This is a genomic window from Neobacillus sp. PS3-12, from assembly GCF_030915385.1.
GTDB lineage: Bacteria > Bacillota > Bacilli > Bacillales > Cytobacillaceae > JAEVLT01.
In genome coordinates this window covers 2,398,636-2,413,740 of the sequence record NZ_CP133268.1, presented here as the reverse complement: position 1 = coordinate 2,413,740, position 15,105 = coordinate 2,398,636, and the positions used below count along the sequence as shown (strand labels likewise).

Below are 15,105 nucleotides of genomic sequence, written 5' to 3'. Positions count from 1 at the left end.
ATGTGTTTGATCGTCTACAATCAGTCGAGGATCGTTATGAAAGGCTCAATGAGCTTTTAAGCGACCCAGAGATAATTAATGATTCTAAAAAACTTCGTGAATATTCGAAGGAACAATCTGATATACAAGAAACAGTACAAACTTATCGTGAATATAAACAAGCCCGTGAACAGCTTCAGGATGCCAAAGCAATGTTGGAAGAAAAACTCGATGCGGAAATGCGTGAAATGGTCAAGGAAGAACTGAGCGACCTCGAAGCGCAAATTGAGGAATTACAAGAGCGGATGCGCATCCTCTTGATTCCGAAGGATCCGAACGATGACAAAAACGTTATCTTTGAAATCCGCGGAGCAGCGGGCGGGGATGAGGCAGCCCTTTTTGCCGGCGACCTTTACCGGATGTACACCCGCTATGCCGAAGCACAAGGCTGGAAAATGGAACTTATTGATGCTAGTCCAACAGGCCTGGGCGGCTTCAAAGAAATTATTTTTATGATTAATGGTACTGGGGCATACTCGAGATTAAAATATGAAAATGGCGCACACCGTGTACAGCGCGTCCTGGAAACGGAATCAGGCGGTAGGATTCATACCTCTACGGCAACCGTTGCCTGTTTGCCAGAAGCAGAAGAAGTGGAGATCGAAATCCATGATAAAGATATCCGCTTTGATGCGTATGCTTCAACGGGTGCAGGTGGACAGAGTGTTAATACAACGATGTCAGCGGTGCGTTTAACTCATATTCCAACCGGTATCGTGGTTACCTGTCAGGATGAGAAATCCCAGCATAAAAACAAGGACAAAGCGATGAAGGTTTTGCGCGCGAGAGTTTATGATAAATTTCAGCAGGAAGCTCAAGCGGAATATGACCAAGCGCGGAAATCGGCAGTAGGAACCGGCGACCGTTCAGAGCGGATTCGGACCTACAACTTCCCGCAAAACCGCGTGACCGACCATCGGATCGGTTTAACCCTGCAAAAGCTTGATATTATTTTGGGAGGCAAGCTTGATGAGATCATCGATGCGTTAATCCTTGAAGATCAATCACGCAAGCTTGAAAATGCATCAAATGAGTAAAAAAATTTACGAAGCTCTTAAATGGGCTTCTTCTTTTTTAGAAAAAAAGAATCGTGATCAAAATGCGGGAGAACTCCTTCTGCGGCACTTTAGCGGCATGTCGCGCACCATGCTATATGCCAATATGAGGGATGAGCTCGACCCAGCGATCCTAGAGCAATTTGAAAAAGCCGTCCACGAACATGTCGAAGGGATGCCGATTCAATATATCATTGGCTCGGAGGAATTTTACGGGCGCACATTCATGGTAAACGAGTCGGTACTGATCCCAAGACCCGAAACAGAGGAGCTTGTTCTTGGCATTTTGCAGAGGATCAAGCGGGAAACACCCTTGGATGTGATTGACGTTGGAACAGGGAGCGGGGCAATTGCCGTCAGCTTAAAGCTGGAAAACCCTGTATTACAAGTAACGGCAACAGACATTTCAGCGGATTCACTCAATACGGCAAAGGAAAATGCGAAACAGCTTGGAGCAGAGATTGAGTTCTGCCAAGGCGATCTTCTCAAGCCGATGATTGAACAGAAAAGAAAGTTTGATGTCGTGGTTTCGAATCCTCCGTATATCCCCTTAATAGACAAGATGTGGATGTCTGAAGTGGTGACGGAACATGAGCCGCACCGAGCATTGTTTGCAGGTGAAGACGGGCTTGATTTTTATAGAAGGTTTATGGAAGAACTGCCCTTAGTAGCGAAGGCCCAAGCGCTGATTGGCTTTGAAATTGGGGCCGGACAGGGTGTAAGGGTAGCGGAGCTTTTGCAAAATACGTTCCCGTGTGCAAAGGTGGAAATTGTGAATGATATTAATGGCAAGGACCGAATGGTGTTTGCTGCGCTCTAAATCGAGTCGAGCCTGCGCATAAATTTTAGATTAAGAAATAGCAGAGAATAAATAAATGGATAGGCGATGGCGGAATACCACCATTTCCAGCCATTATAATAAAAGAGGTCTGTACGGAGGGATATTAGTTCCATGGCAAGTGTGCCGAAGGACCAGCCCAAAAGATAGACCGCTTTTTTGACGAGCGATTTTTCATAGGGGAAAAATCGTAAAAAGAGGATATTGGCCGCAGGATAGTCGATGATAAAAATCAGTATGTAGGCCCAATCTGGACCTTTTTGAAAAAAGCCATATAGGTCGAGCTTCAGATCTAAATAGATGTCAGCTATTACGGCAAAGCAGGTGGCAAAAAAAGAAGTAGCATAAAGTTCGGATAACTTTACATGTTTTGGTTTACGGATCACCAAAATCATTGCTAACAGCAGAACAATGGTTGTCACCACCAACAGTATCATTCCGCACCTCCTTTTATTTTAGATTGTCCATTTAACTGTAAAGTCATCCAATAACTTTTTTTAATTTTAATAGTTTAAGATACTGGCATTTTGTCCAAACTGAGGATATCGAAGGGACGGTGCCAGGGATGAGGAAAAAAACAATCGTATGGACTTATTTAATCTTATTATCTTTAGGAACTATATTAAGTTTATATATACCAAAAAATGAAGTAGCCGCTAAAGATGCGGTTGTGATTCCAGGGCAGGCGATCCGCTTGCGAATTCTGGCAAATAGTGATTTGGAAAGCGATCAAGCATTAAAAAGACAGGTCCGTGATGCGGTTAACGCTAAAATATCAGTTTGGGTGAAGGATTTAACGTCGATCAAGGAAGCGCGCAAGGTCATTAAATCAAAGCTTCCTGAGATTCAAACAACGGCAGAAGCAGTTGTGAAAGAAGAAGGGTCCGAGCAAAAAGTTAACGTCAAGTTTGGCAAGGTTCAGTTTCCGACGAAATTATATGGTCAATTTTTATATCCTGCAGGGGAATATGAAGCTATTTTGATTACCTTGGGCAAAGGCGAGGGGGCCAACTGGTGGTGCGTGCTCTTCCCGCCATTATGTTTCCTTGATTTTTCAAATGGAATTGCCGTAAGCAAGGGATTTGATGAAAAAGCAGCAGAGGCGGCTACAAAGGATGCTGATGTTGAGACGAAGGCTAGTACAGAAGACCAGTCGCAGTTCGAAGCTAATCCAAAGTCCGAAGTTGACCTCAAAAAGCCAGAGGCGAAGACAAGTGTGGCTGTGAGCACGGACGAACCGAAATCAAATGCTGCACCTGTTGAAGAGACGGTTAAATCAAAAGCAGCAACCGTTGAAAAAACGATTGTGAAAGCAGCGAAGAAAGAGCCGGCTGTGGTAAATCGTGCGGAGAAAGAAAAGCTACTGGAAGATACACAAACAGAAACAGCGGCTGTGCTGCCAGTCAAAAAAGAAGAACCTAAAAAACAGGCTCCAGTATACACTTCACAAGATGAGGAACCAATCAAAGTGAAATTTTTCGTAGTTGAATTATGGGATAAGATTTTTTAAGACTTGGCTAATAAACGCCAAGTCTTTTTGCGTTCTATTTTTTCTGGCAATTCATAGTAATAGAAAATAGAATTAATCTAAAAAATGAGGTGGACCATATGATACGGCGGGCAAGTGGCAAGGATTTAGCAGGTTTAAAGGATTTTCTCACGAGGGCTGGGCTTGGAACGGAAGGGTTGACGGAGGAAACAGCAGAATATTTTTTGCTGCTTGAGAATGAAGACCAAACATGTCGGGGAACATTAGGAATTGAGCCGTACGAGGAGAATGGATTGTTGCGCTCGCTTGTTGTGACACCAGGGCAGGTGGAAAATGATATCTTTCTGCTTTTTCAGCAAGCGTTTCTGCTGGCTAAAGAAGAAAAGATCCAACATTTATTTTTAGCGACAAAAAAGAGTGTGGCTGTGCCATTGTTTCAAATGCTGGGATTTGAAAAAGTGGATAAAGGGGAACTCCCGAAAGAATTATCACAATCTGCCCACATTAACCACATTTTAAATGTGGATAACTCGATATTTTTGAAATATTCATTATAATTGTGGGTATATCCACAAAGTTATCCACTTTTTAAATAATGTTATTCACAATTTGTGGATAACACTTGTGTTTTCAACAAGGTTCTTTTATACTTTCAAACGTACTTAAATGGAAAACTACTAGAAAATGCCTAGTTTCGGCAAATTTCGCAAGAGTGGTTAGGCTGGGGATAAAGGTGAAAAAAATGAAGACAAACGTATGGAAAGTGGATAAGTATGTGGATAACCTAGAAAGTAATCCACAGATTGTGGATGCAGCCCAAGTTTTAAGGCAAAATGAAGTGGTTGCATTGCCAACAGAGACCGTTTATGGCCTCGGTGGAAATGCGAAAAATGACGAGGCTGTGTCGAAAATTTTCGCAGCCAAGGGAAGGCCTGTGGATAATCCGTTAATTATTCACATCGCTGAACAAAATCAATTAAATGAGTTTGTAGCAGAAGTCCCTCGGAAAGCCTCATTATTAATAGAAACATTTTGGCCTGGGCCATTGACAATTATTTTAAAAATCAAAGAAGGCATTCTTTCTGATAAAGCTACGGCAGGCCTGGGAACGGTTGGCGTTCGCATGCCCGACCACCCTGTAGCGTTGGCGTTGTTAAAAGCTTGCGGCTTGCCGATTGCGGCACCGAGTGCAAACAGCTCTGGAAAGCCAAGTCCAACAACCGCTCAGCATGTTCTTGAAGATCTTGAAGGAAAAATTGCTGGCATTGTCGACGGTGGACCGACTGGCGTTGGTGTTGAATCCACTGTACTCGATTGTACGGAGGATATTCCAGTTATCTTAAGGCCAGGGGCGGTGACGAAAGAGCAGCTTGAAGAAGTGGTTGGGGAGGTAAGGGTTGACCGTGCTCTGACGGAAACTGATCTGAAGCCGAAGGCACCGGGAATGAAATACCAGCATTACGCCCCAAATGCACCGCTTTATTTAGTAGCGGGAAGTCATGCTTTCCTCCAGCAGCTTGTGAAGGATAAGCAGCAGGAAGGCTTACGTGTTGGCGTTCTGACAACGGAGGAAAGTGTAAACGATTATCAAGCGGACGTCGTTCTGGCCTGTGGGACAAGGGCGGAGCCGGAAACCGTTGCCGCAAGCCTCTACGGCGTGCTCCGCAATTTTAACCATGAAAAAGTGGACATTATTTTTAGTGAAATGTTTTCCAATAGCGGCGTTGGCCATGCAATCATGAATCGCCTGCAAAAAGCTGCCGGGAATAAATTGATTCAGGAATAACTTCTAAACCCTTTTGGACGTGCATAAGCTGTACGGAGCAAGTCCAAGGGGGAACAGCAGAATGTCAGCTTTAATGAGAGAGTTCCTAACGCTATTTATAATGGCATTAGCATTAGGAATGGATGCATTTTCTGTCGGGCTTGGCATGGGTATGTACAAGCTAAGACTAAGACAAATTTTTAAAATCGGGTTAATCATCGGCTTCTTCCATGTATGGATGCCGTTAGTCGGCATGGCAGCGGGCCATTTTTTATCTGAAAAATTTGGAACGGTGGCAAGTTTTCTTGGTGGGCTGTTACTAGTTCTCCTCGGTCTGCAGATGATTTGGTCCAGTCTGAAAAAGGACAATGAAAAGATCATCACCCCTGTGGGCTTTGGGGTGCTTTTATTTGCCTTTAGTGTCAGTGTTGATAGTTTATCAGTCGGACTCACGCTAGGAATCTATCAAGCGAGGGCCATTATGGTTATTTTGTGTTTTGGAATTGCAGCCACGATCATGACCTGGAGCGGTCTGTTGGTGGGTAGGAAGGTCCGAGGCTGGCTTGGCGCCTATAGTGCAGCACTGGGCGGCAGCATCTTGCTCGCGTTTGGGCTGAAGCTTTTGCTTCCTTTTTAGCGGGGTGGGTTGGCGTTTGGCGAAATAATGCTTGATTTTGGCGAAATAGTTGGCGGCTTTGGCGAATTAAATGAAAAATCGGCGAAATCATTTGCGTTTTTTTGCGAAATTATTAGAAGGGCGGTCCGTTAAACGGGAGCGCCCTCTACTTTATATAAATATATTTTCCAATAAGCATTTTTGTCAGTAAAAACTTTTTCCAATGTGAGTTGATTTTCCTGAGCATTCTCAATTGGAACCGCTGAAAGCACATAATCACCGCCCATTTTCTTTAGGGCCTGTGTATTCAGATTGAGATGGTGAATGACCTTCTTTGAGTGTTTAGAAAAAAGATAATGCTCCCCTAATTCGCTGACAAAAATATAGCACCGCCCGCCCCAATCATCAAAATAGCTTTTTAATGTTTTACTTTTATCCAACTCCGGGGCAATAATTTTTCGAAATTGATGCTTGTAGGACAATGGATAAAAATTGTTATACGTATCAAGGGTATACATCCCATTATATTGAGCAATCGCCGGGTGAAGGCCGATGCTGACAACTCGATAATTCTGAACTGGCTTGCCGATGAACTTTTTAATGTCATTAAACTCGTTAACAGCAAAAAATTGCCCAAATGACGGTGAATTTTTATAATAAATCTGCTCGTTTTTCGGAATCAATACCGCAAGCTGCAGGACAACCAATACAGCCACTAAGGCCCGCCACCAATTTTTATTTAAACGCCACAAGATTTGTAACGATACCGCGAACAGAATGTAGATAATCATCGGCCGCATATAATGATAGCGGGAAAAATTAAAGGTGCTTAAGAGCGAAATTTTTGCCTTTATTGGCTCCAAGCCTTTATACCACCAAAAAGCATACCAAACCGATAACAAGAAGTTAGCCAGATGCAGCCAAATAAATAGTTTTTCTTGTTTCCAGCGTTTTTGCACAATCACCACAACAAGAGCAAGCAAGGCCACAGGCAGGATGACATACTGATACACAGTCTGGTCCTGGTTATGGCCCATTATATAATTTTTAAAAATTAACCGAAATGTTGCGGCTAAACTACTCTTTGATTCCAAAAATTCTGAGCGGTTTGTTTTTTCTTTTGATAGAATCAGTGACAAAAACTCCCGATACTCAATCGCTAAATAAATAACGGTCATATAGGCGATCGAAAAGAACAAACGCCACTGTGGTTTTTTCGTTTTGATCACATCCAAAAGCCAAAAAACGCCTAATGCGCTTAGGAAAAAGAAAAAGCCTAACATAAAAGTTGAGTAAAATGGCAAGAGCGTAATGGTGATCACACTCGCCAGGGTTTGTTCACGATTGCGAATATTTAAAAACGCCCATAATGCGAAGGGCATCCCTAATGTACTTGCCATCCCATTGGCCCAAAATGGTGTCAAGGCAAAGGCTAAAGCCGCCCCAACACGAATAACGCCTGCTTTCTCGTCCTTGACCACATATTTTTTTAACAATAAATACATGCCCAAGAAGGCAATCAAACGAGAAATGGTTTGATTCAGCCCATAAGCGATAACGGACGGGAAAAAGTGAAACAATTGAACAATCCCATAAAACTCGGAATAAAGTGCATTTCGCGATAGGTGTCCATTGATGATTTGAGGAATGTTCGAACTTAGAGAACCGTAAAGCTGGCCGCTGTTGTTTAAAACCTGGTACCAGGCGATATTTGAATCCATATTATCATGGACCCTCAAATGGGCCTGGTCACCAAGAATAAAGTACGGTGCAACCCAGGCTGCGATCATCAAGAGGGCAAGAACGGTATACGTTTTTTCCCATTTAAAAATTTTGAACATAGGTAAACAAATCCTTAGTTAATTTTATTAAGCTCCTGCTGTGGCAGAGTGCTTCTGTAATGTTTCTTTGTATAAATGAAGCAATTGATCAGAAGTGCCGCCCCAGCTGGTCATTTGACTGACAGTCCGAGCTTGGTCCGCTAATTGTAAACGAAACATGTCATCCTTTAATAGGATTAGATTTTGAAAAAGTTCATCTGAAGAAGCAGGATCATATAGTAAGCCAGTAATGCCATGATTGACCTGCTCGCAGGTTGGACCGCATTTAGCCGCCAAAACGGGTAACCGGAAGCCATGGCTTCTAATAAAACAAGACCAGCCGTTTTGGTGGTTGACGGAAAGACAAAAATATCCGAAGAAGCATAGGCACTGGCCAATTCATCACCATAAAGGCGGCCTGTGAACACTGTATCGGTCTCCTTGAAATATTGTTCAAGAAAGGCTTTATGAGGGCCATCACCGACAATGGCCAGGCAAAATTCATTGGATTTTTCAAATACCTCACGAAGCTTTTCAATCCTATTATCCGAAGCTAATCTTCCCACATAAAGGAGTAATTTTTTATCCTTCTGGCCGCCCGTTAAACGATCACGCATCGCTGCATCAAAGCGGATGGGCTGATAATGATTTGTATCAATGTCATGATCCAAAAGATGTATATTCTTAAAATGGCTTTCTTTTAACCTTTTCATAATCGGCTCAGATGTGCACAAATTCAAGTCAGCACGGTGATAAAGTGTTTTATAGTATAATCCCAGAAATGGTTTCAAGAATGGCAGATGGTAATAATCCAAGTATTTTGGCATTTGGGAATGATACGAGACAATTAACGGCAGACGCAAGCGTTTTGTATACTGGATTCCTGATATCCCTAGCACCGTAGGGTCCACGATATGAACAAGATCAGGCTGAAAATCCTGCAAAAAGATTTTTATTTTTCTTAATGAAATATTGGCGCCAATACCAGCGATGGGGGTCCCTTCAAACTCTGAAACCCCTAAGTCGGGAGCAATAATGAAAACCTCATGCCCATCTTCTTTGAGCCAGTGTATGGATTGACAGAGACGTGTAACAATTCCATTTGTCGATGGTAAAAACGTGTCTGTAATAATAGCAATTCTCATTTTCTAACTCACTTCCGATTTTATCAAATATATGGCTTGTTTTCTTACGCTATAAAAAGATAGGAAAAGTTTAAAAAAAGTTCACTTTTGATTAATTTTAATGATTACTTAATAGTTTGTTCATAGTTTTTTTACATTTCGATAAAGAACATCTTTAAAAATATTCGAACATTTAGCGGCAGGTATTGGATTCAACGAATTTTAACTTATAATATTAGAAAAGGAGGCAAACTTCAATGCAGCGCATATTGTTTGTTTGTACGGGAAATACCTGCAGAAGCCCATTGGCAGAAGCGATTTTAAAAAGTAAAAACATCCATGGTGTAGAGGTCAAGTCCTCGGGTATTTTTGCGATCAACGGCAGTGATGCTTCTACAAATGCCAAGCAGGTTCTTGTGGAAAATAAGATTGAGCACCATCACCAATCGAACTCATTAACCAATAAAGAAGTGGAATGGGCCACATTGATTTTAACAATGACAGGCTCCCATAAGGCAGCAATCACTGTAAACTTTCCAGCAGCTGCACATAAAACTTACACGCTGAAAGAATTTATTGGCGAAGAGAAGAATTTAGATGTCAGCGACCCGTTTGGAGGCAACGTCGATGTTTACCGAGAAACATTTAAAGAACTAGAGGAAATTAATTGATGCCGCCATAAAGCGTTTAAATGAAAATCCATCAGTCTAAAAAGTGGAACCGCTTCAATTGCATCGGTATCAAATAAGGTGGGAAGTAAGTGTATAAATTTAGTTTAAGAAAGAAACTTGTTCTGTTCACGGTCATATTAGCAGCCATTACCTATACCTCCAGTGCAGTCTTTATTTATGTTTTATATCCATTTGTGAAAAATTATATGGATCAAACTACATACATGATTTTGATCTTGCTCTTGGGTGTTGTCTGGTCGGGAATTTTAGCATTTGTAGCGGCAGGCTTTATTGTGAAGCCATTGAAAATCATTGAACTCGGTGCCCTGAAGGCCGCTGAAGGGCAAATATGTACAGATGTAGCGGTACCAGATTCCGATGATGAAATCCGCTCTCTTGGCGTGGCCTTTAATCATATGCTCGCTGGAATGAGGACAATGGTTTCGCAAATCCAGGAAAACTTTCAGGAAACCGACAATAAAGTCGTTTCGATTTCGGAAATGTCTGAGCAAGCCGCCCGTCAAGCCGAAATCGTCTCAAGAACGATCGGTGAGATTGCTAGCGGTGCCGATAACTCGGCCAATTCAGTCATGTTGATGGTCGAGTCGATTGATGAAGTAACCCAAATTGCCAAGGAAGTTCAAGAAAAAGCGGAAAACTCGGAGACCGTTTCCGCAAATATGGTGAAAGAATTGCAGCTGTCAAAGGATGCAATCCAATCACTCATTTCGGGGATGGAACGGATTGTGACCGATAATCGTCAGTCAATGGACACCGTCAAACGGTTAGAATCGAATGCCACAAAGGTGGAACAAATCATCCAGCTTGTTGGTGACATTGCAACACAAACCAATTTATTGGCCTTGAATGCATCAATTGAAGCAGCACGCGCCGGGAGCATGGCAAAGGCTTTGCAGTAGTGGCTAAGGAAGTCCGCAAACTGGCGGATGAAAGCTCAAAAGCGGTCCAAGGAATTTCAGAGCTGATTAAAAATATCCAAATGGAAGTCCACAATGTTGTTAAGCAAATGGAAGCCCAGGTAGATCGGGCAAATAATGAAGCACAAAAGGGCAGTCAAATGAACGAAGTTATCGAAGCAATGACATTAGCCATTCACAACATGGAAGACATGGTGAAGTCGATTACAGAACTTGTTGACAGGCAAATGGAAAAAATTGAACATGCCTCATCCCAATCACAGGAAGTGGCAGCCATTGCTGAAGAAACTTCTGCAGGTGCCCAGGAGGTTGCGGCCTCTACCGCCGACCAGGTCCGTGTGATTGACGGAGTAGAAAACCTAGCCCTTGAACTGAAAGTCCAAGCGGAAAAACTCAAAGAAACGATCAAGCGATTTTCGATTTAAAGTTTTCAATGCGCACGATTATTCGTGTGCATTTTTTATATTTAGAGGGGAGGATGCGGATATATGGGGAGAAGTTGCGGATAAAAGGGGAAATGGTGCGGAAAAGAAGAAGTAATTTACGGATAAATCGGGGAGTACGGATAAAGGATGAAAAAGTTCGGATAAAAGAGGGAAATGTTCGGAAAAGAAGGAGGAATTTACGGATAAATTAGGGAGTACGGATAAAGGATGAAAAAGTTCGGATAAAAGGGGGAAATGTTTGGAAAAGAAGGAGGAATTTACGGATAAATCGGGGAGTACGGATAAAGGATGAAAAAGTTCGGATAAAAGGGGGGAATGTTCGGAAAAGAAGAAGGAATTTACGGATAAATCGGGGAGTGCGGATAAAGGATGAAAAGGTTCGGATAAAAGGGGGAAATGTTCGGAAAAGAGGAAGGAATATACGGATAAATCGGAGAGTACGGATAAAGGATGAAAAAGTTCGGATAAAAGAGGGAAATGTTCGGAAAAGAAGGAGGAATTTACGGACAAATCGGGGAGTGCGGATAAAGGATGAAAAAGTTCGGATAAAAGGGGGGAATGTTCGGAAAAGAAGAAGGAATTTACGGATAAATCGGGGAGTACGGATAAAGGATGAAAAAGTTCGGATAAAAGAGGGGAATGTTCGGAAAAGAAGGAGGAATTTACGGATATATGAAGATAGATAATTTTTCCCTATTGTGTCAAAATAAACGTAGATACATATGAGGAGGCAAATATATGAGAGTAGCAATAGCATCAGATCATGGTGGCGTTAATATCCTAAAGGAAATTGCAGGATTACTAGATGAATTAGGGATTGAGTATGTCGATTTTGGCTGCGATTGCACGACATCCGTTGACTACCCAGACTATGCCCTGCCTACAGCAGAAAAAGTAGCAAACGGTGAATTTGACCGCGCAATTTTAATATGCGGAACAGGAATTGGCATGTGCATTGCCGCCAATAAAGTAAAAGGAATTCGTGCAGCACTTGTTCACGATACTTTTAGCGCCAAAGCAACACGCGAGCATAATGACAGCAATATATTAACAATGGGTGAAAGGGTCATTGGCCCTGGCCTGGCAAGAGAAATTGCTGCAATCTGGCTGACAGGAGAATTCCAAGGCGGACGCCACGCAAACAGAATTGGCAAAATTACTGAATATGAAAATACCCATCAGTAAAAGATAGATGGTGCCAGGCACCACGTTGAAAGGAAGCCTTAATATGATTGAGGAATGGGAATCGCAATTAGCAACCATCCTGACAGAATTTCAGGAACAAGCAGATTTAAGAAAAGGTCAGCTGCTTGTTGTTGGCTGCAGCACAAGTGAAGTGATCGGCGAAAAAATCGGTACAGCGGGGACGTTCGAGGTTGCTGCAATGATTTTTGGTCAATTTAAAAAATTTCAGGAAGAAACGGGTGTCGAGCTCGCCTTCCAATGCTGTGAACACCTGAACAGGGCCCTTGTCGTCGAAACAACAACCGCCAATCACCGCCATTTTGAGGAGGTAAGCGTTGTCCCAGTTCCGGAAAGCAGGCGGGGCGATGGCAACGTATGCCTACAGAAACCTAGATGACCCGACAGTGGTCGAGTTCATCAAAGCAGATGCCGGCATCGACATCGGCCTTACCTTAATTGGCATGCATTTAAAACATGTTGCCGTTCCGATCCGCGTTAAACAAAAACAAGTGGGCCACGCCATTGTTACCATGGCAAAAGCACGACCAAAATTAATTGGCGGGGCAAGAGCCGTTTATGAACGAACAGATGAAAACGCTAGCTGTTCGTGATTTTTGAAAAAGTCTAGGCTTCGGGACCTCCTAGCGGAAATCAACATACTTTGAAAAAGAAGAAATTTGCCGAAATATACCAACACGAACAAAAATGCTGATATTCCTGAAAATGTTTCCGTTTTCAAGAAAAAAGTAGTGCTGAAAGCGATTTAGCGCTACTTTTTTCTTTGTTTTTCAGTAAAGAACATGCTAAAATTAAAATGAATTTTCTAACAACGTGTCGTTTTTAATATTCTAAGGGGGATAATGATGAAAAATTTGGCGAATCAAGACGCGCAAGTCTATCAAGCGATTCAACAAGAACTAGGCCGCCAGCGCGCTAAAATTGAGTTAATTGCATCTGAAAACTTTGTCAGTGAAGCTGTTATGGAGGCACAAGGCTCTGTTTTAACAAACAAATACGCAGAAGGATATCCTGGCAAACGCTACTATGGCGGCTGCGAATATGTGGATATCGTTGAAGATTTAGCACGCAAACGTGCAAAACAAATCTTTGGAGCAGAGCATGTAAACGTTCAGCCACATTCCGGCGCCCAAGCGAACATGGCTGTATACTTTACCATCCTTGAGCCAGGTGACACGGTTCTCGGCATGAACCTTTCACATGGTGGCCACTTAACACACGGAAGCCCAGTTAACTTTAGCGGTGTTCAATACAACTTTGTAGAATATGGAGTTAGTAAAGAAACACAATACATCGATTATGAGGATGTTTTAGCAAAAGCACGCGAGCACAAACCAAAGCTAATCGTTGCTGGTGCCAGCGCCTACCCACGGGTAATCGATTTTAAACGGTTCCGTGAAATTGCTGACGAAGTTGGCGCCTATTTAATGGTGGACATGGCCCACATCGCTGGATTAGTTGCAGCAGGCCTGCATCCAAGCCCAGTTCCATATGCGCATTTTGTGACAACAACGACTCATAAAACATTGCGCGGCCCACGCGGCGGTATGATTCTTTGCAAAGAAGAGTTCGCCAAAGCGCTTGATAAATCGATTTTCCCTGGAATCCAAGGCGGTCCGCTGATGCACGTAATTGCGGCTAAAGCTGTTGCCTTTGGTGAAGTACTGCAAGACAACTTTAATGACTATGCCCAAAATATCATCAACAACGCAAGCCGCTTGGCAGAAGGTCTTAAAAAAGAGGGCTTAAACCTTGTTTCTGGCGGAACAGACAACCATTTGCTCTTGCTTGACCTCCAAAGCATTGGATTAACTGGTAAAGTAGCCGAGCGCGTTCTTGATGAAGTCGGTATTACCGTTAACAAAAATGCAATCCCATATGATCCACAAAAACCATTTGTAACAAGCGGTATCCGCATTGGTACAGCTGCAGTAACAAGCCGCGGTTTTGGTTTAGAAGATATGGACGAAATCGCATCGATCATTGCCTTTACCTTGAAAAACCATGAAGACGAAGCAGCGCTTGCCCAAGCACGCAGCCGCGTTGAAGCACTAACTGGCAAATTCACATTGTACCCTGAATATTAATACATCGAGAAACGGCCCTTGACTCAAAGGGCCGTTTTTTAGGATCAAAGTTTCTGGTAAAATATTCATTCCTATTTTCAAGTTGCCCTTAGGAATTTTTTTCTGTAAAATTAATCGCAGTGAGATTTTACGACAAATTTTTTAAAAGGAGCGATTCTAGTGGCAAAGGTTTACGTTTTCGATCATCCACTTATTCAGCACAAACTAACATACATACGCGATAAAGAGACAGGAACAAAGGACTTCCGTGAGCTCGTTGACGAAGTTGCGACCCTGATGGCGTTTGAAATCACCCGCGATATGTCGCTTGAAGAAATAGAAATTGATACACCTGTTACAAAGACAAAGGCAAAAGTATTAGCAGGGAAAAAAATTGGCCTTGTCCCAATCCTCCGTGCCGGTATCGGTATGGTTGATGGCATGCGCAAATTGATTCCAGCGGCGAAAGTGGGCCATATCGGTTTATATCGCGACCCAGAAACATTAAAACCAGTTGAATACTACGTGAAGCTCCCTAGCGATGTCGAGGAAAGAGACTTTATCGTTGTCGATCCAATGCTGGCAACCGGCGGCTCTGCCATTGCAGCGATTGACTCCTTAAAAACACGCGGTGCCAAAAACATCAAGTTCATGTGTTTAATTGCCGCTCCAGAAGGCGTTAAAGCTCTTGAAGAGGCCCATCCTGATGTCGATATTTACATCGCTGCCCTTGATGAAAAATTAAACGACCATGGCTATATCGTTCCTGGTCTTGGAGATGCGGGCGACCGCCTATTCGGCACAAAATAATGTATGCCCTAGACTGAACCAATCTGGTTCAGTCTTTTTATATAGAGTTCCTGAAAATACTCCCAAACTGTATGATTTCACAAAAAGTTCAAAATCGACTTATTGATGGAACAACCTTGTTTTAATGGTTTCGTTTTCATTTATTGTGCATTTGCACAATAATTTTCTCCCATTCGTCAATATTTTTTCAAAAAATATCGCCCTATAATGAAAACGTAATCAAAA

14 protein-coding genes and 2 pseudogenes are annotated in these 15,105 nt (G+C 42.6%); 12 read left to right on the top strand and 4 right to left on the bottom strand.

Going from position 1 to position 15,105, the window contains the following annotated elements:
* The first annotated feature begins 2 nt into the window (after nt 1-2).
* Complete coding sequence (prfA, locus tag RCG17_RS12235) at nt 3-1,076, top strand: peptide chain release factor 1 (protein ID WP_308175408.1); 1,074 nt, start codon at nt 3-5, stop codon at nt 1,074-1,076.
* Nucleotides 1,069-1,914, top strand: a complete 846-nt coding sequence (gene prmC / locus RCG17_RS12230; protein ID WP_308175407.1) for a peptide chain release factor N(5)-glutamine methyltransferase — start codon at nt 1,069-1,071, stop codon at nt 1,912-1,914. Before prfA ends, prmC begins: the two co-directional genes overlap by 8 nt.
* Here the strand turns inward: prmC and RCG17_RS12225 are convergent.
* Nucleotides 1,911-2,369, bottom strand: coding sequence for a CBO0543 family protein (locus RCG17_RS12225; protein WP_308175406.1), 459 nt, complete (start codon nt 2,367-2,369; stop codon nt 1,911-1,913). The genes prmC and RCG17_RS12225 overlap by 4 nt on opposite strands.
* 128 nt (nt 2,370-2,497) lie before the next feature.
* Here RCG17_RS12225 and spoIIR point away from each other — a divergent pair, with 128 nt between their 5' ends.
* The 4 genes from spoIIR (at nt 2,498) to RCG17_RS12205 (ending at nt 5,823) form a co-directional block, all read left to right on the top strand.
* Nucleotides 2,498-3,442, top strand: a complete 945-nt coding sequence (gene spoIIR / locus RCG17_RS12220) for a stage II sporulation protein R (protein ID WP_374120923.1) — start codon at nt 2,498-2,500, stop codon at nt 3,440-3,442.
* 98 nt (nt 3,443-3,540) lie between these two features.
* Complete coding sequence (locus tag RCG17_RS12215; protein WP_308175404.1) at nt 3,541-3,978, top strand: GNAT family N-acetyltransferase; 438 nt, start codon at nt 3,541-3,543, stop codon at nt 3,976-3,978.
* 185 nt (nt 3,979-4,163) lie between these two features.
* Nucleotides 4,164-5,207: an L-threonylcarbamoyladenylate synthase gene (locus RCG17_RS12210; protein WP_308175403.1), complete on the top strand. Its 1,044-nt coding sequence runs from the start codon at nt 4,164-4,166 to the stop codon at nt 5,205-5,207.
* A gap of 61 nt (nt 5,208-5,268) precedes the next feature.
* Nucleotides 5,269-5,823, top strand: a complete 555-nt coding sequence (locus RCG17_RS12205) for a manganese efflux pump MntP (RefSeq protein ID WP_308175402.1) — start codon at nt 5,269-5,271, stop codon at nt 5,821-5,823.
* Nucleotides 5,824-5,951: 128 nt separating this feature from the next.
* Here the strand turns inward: RCG17_RS12205 and RCG17_RS12200 are convergent, their stop codons facing one another.
* The 3 genes from RCG17_RS12200 to RCG17_RS12190 are packed head-to-tail and all read right to left on the bottom strand — an operon-like array spanning nt 5,952 to nt 8,767.
* Complete coding sequence (locus tag RCG17_RS12200; protein ID WP_308175401.1) at nt 5,952-7,643, bottom strand: DUF6044 family protein; 1,692 nt, start codon at nt 7,641-7,643, stop codon at nt 5,952-5,954.
* A gap of 27 nt (nt 7,644-7,670) precedes the next feature.
* Nucleotides 7,671-7,802 carry a hypothetical protein gene (locus tag RCG17_RS12195; protein WP_308175400.1) on the bottom strand — a complete coding sequence of 44 codons (132 nt, stop codon included), beginning with the start codon at nt 7,800-7,802 and terminating at the stop codon, nt 7,671-7,673.
* A 17-nt stretch (nt 7,803-7,819) separates the two neighbouring features.
* Entirely contained in the window at nt 7,820-8,767 is a 948-nt protein-coding gene (locus RCG17_RS12190; protein WP_308175399.1) for a glycosyltransferase, read from the bottom strand.
* 236 nt (nt 8,768-9,003) lie between these two features.
* On the opposite strand from RCG17_RS12190, the gene RCG17_RS12185 reads away from it, so the two are divergent.
* The 6 genes and pseudogenes from RCG17_RS12185 to upp all read left to right on the top strand — a co-directional run bounded on the left by RCG17_RS12185 (nt 9,004) and on the right by upp (nt 14,880).
* On the top strand, nt 9,004-9,417 hold the full coding sequence (locus tag RCG17_RS12185; protein WP_308175398.1) for a low molecular weight protein arginine phosphatase: 414 nt from the start codon (nt 9,004-9,006) through the stop codon (nt 9,415-9,417).
* An 89-nt stretch (nt 9,418-9,506) separates the two neighbouring features.
* Nucleotides 9,507-10,780, top strand: a pseudogene (locus tag RCG17_RS12180) (methyl-accepting chemotaxis protein).
* Between the two features lie 759 nt (nt 10,781-11,539).
* Nucleotides 11,540-11,986, top strand: a complete 447-nt coding sequence (gene rpiB / locus RCG17_RS12175; RefSeq protein ID WP_308175397.1) for a ribose 5-phosphate isomerase B — start codon at nt 11,540-11,542, stop codon at nt 11,984-11,986.
* 43 nt (nt 11,987-12,029) lie between these two features.
* Nucleotides 12,030-12,597: pseudogene (locus tag RCG17_RS12170) on the top strand (TIGR01440 family protein).
* A 252-nt stretch (nt 12,598-12,849) separates the two neighbouring features.
* Nucleotides 12,850-14,091 carry a serine hydroxymethyltransferase gene (glyA, locus tag RCG17_RS12165; protein ID WP_308175396.1) on the top strand — a complete coding sequence of 414 codons (1,242 nt, stop codon included), beginning with the start codon at nt 12,850-12,852 and terminating at the stop codon, nt 14,089-14,091.
* Between the two features lie 159 nt (nt 14,092-14,250).
* On the top strand, nt 14,251-14,880 hold the full coding sequence (gene upp / locus RCG17_RS12160; protein ID WP_308175395.1) for a uracil phosphoribosyltransferase: 630 nt from the start codon (nt 14,251-14,253) through the stop codon (nt 14,878-14,880).
* The last annotated feature ends 225 nt before the right edge of the window (nt 14,881-15,105 follow it).

Coding starts and splice junctions, on each gene's coding strand:
- prmC (WP_308175407.1), top strand. CDS start 1,069: ATGAGTAAAAAAATTTACGAAGCTCTTAAATGGGCTTCTTCTTTTTTA.
- RCG17_RS12225 (WP_308175406.1), bottom strand. CDS start 2,369: ATGATACTGTTGGTGGTGACAACCATTGTTCTGCTGTTAGCAATGATT.
- spoIIR (WP_374120923.1), top strand. CDS start 2,498: ATGAGGAAAAAAACAATCGTATGGACTTATTTAATCTTATTATCTTTA.
- RCG17_RS12215 (WP_308175404.1), top strand. CDS start 3,541: ATGATACGGCGGGCAAGTGGCAAGGATTTAGCAGGTTTAAAGGATTTT.
- RCG17_RS12210 (WP_308175403.1), top strand. CDS start 4,164: ATGAAGACAAACGTATGGAAAGTGGATAAGTATGTGGATAACCTAGAA.
- RCG17_RS12205 (WP_308175402.1), top strand. CDS start 5,269: ATGTCAGCTTTAATGAGAGAGTTCCTAACGCTATTTATAATGGCATTA.
- RCG17_RS12200 (WP_308175401.1), bottom strand. CDS start 7,643: ATGTTCAAAATTTTTAAATGGGAAAAAACGTATACCGTTCTTGCCCTC.
- RCG17_RS12195 (WP_308175400.1), bottom strand. CDS start 7,802: ATGTTTCGTTTACAATTAGCGGACCAAGCTCGGACTGTCAGTCAAATG.
- RCG17_RS12190 (WP_308175399.1), bottom strand. CDS start 8,767: ATGAGAATTGCTATTATTACAGACACGTTTTTACCATCGACAAATGGA.
- RCG17_RS12185 (WP_308175398.1), top strand. CDS start 9,004: ATGCAGCGCATATTGTTTGTTTGTACGGGAAATACCTGCAGAAGCCCA.
- rpiB (WP_308175397.1), top strand. CDS start 11,540: ATGAGAGTAGCAATAGCATCAGATCATGGTGGCGTTAATATCCTAAAG.
- glyA (WP_308175396.1), top strand. CDS start 12,850: ATGAAAAATTTGGCGAATCAAGACGCGCAAGTCTATCAAGCGATTCAA.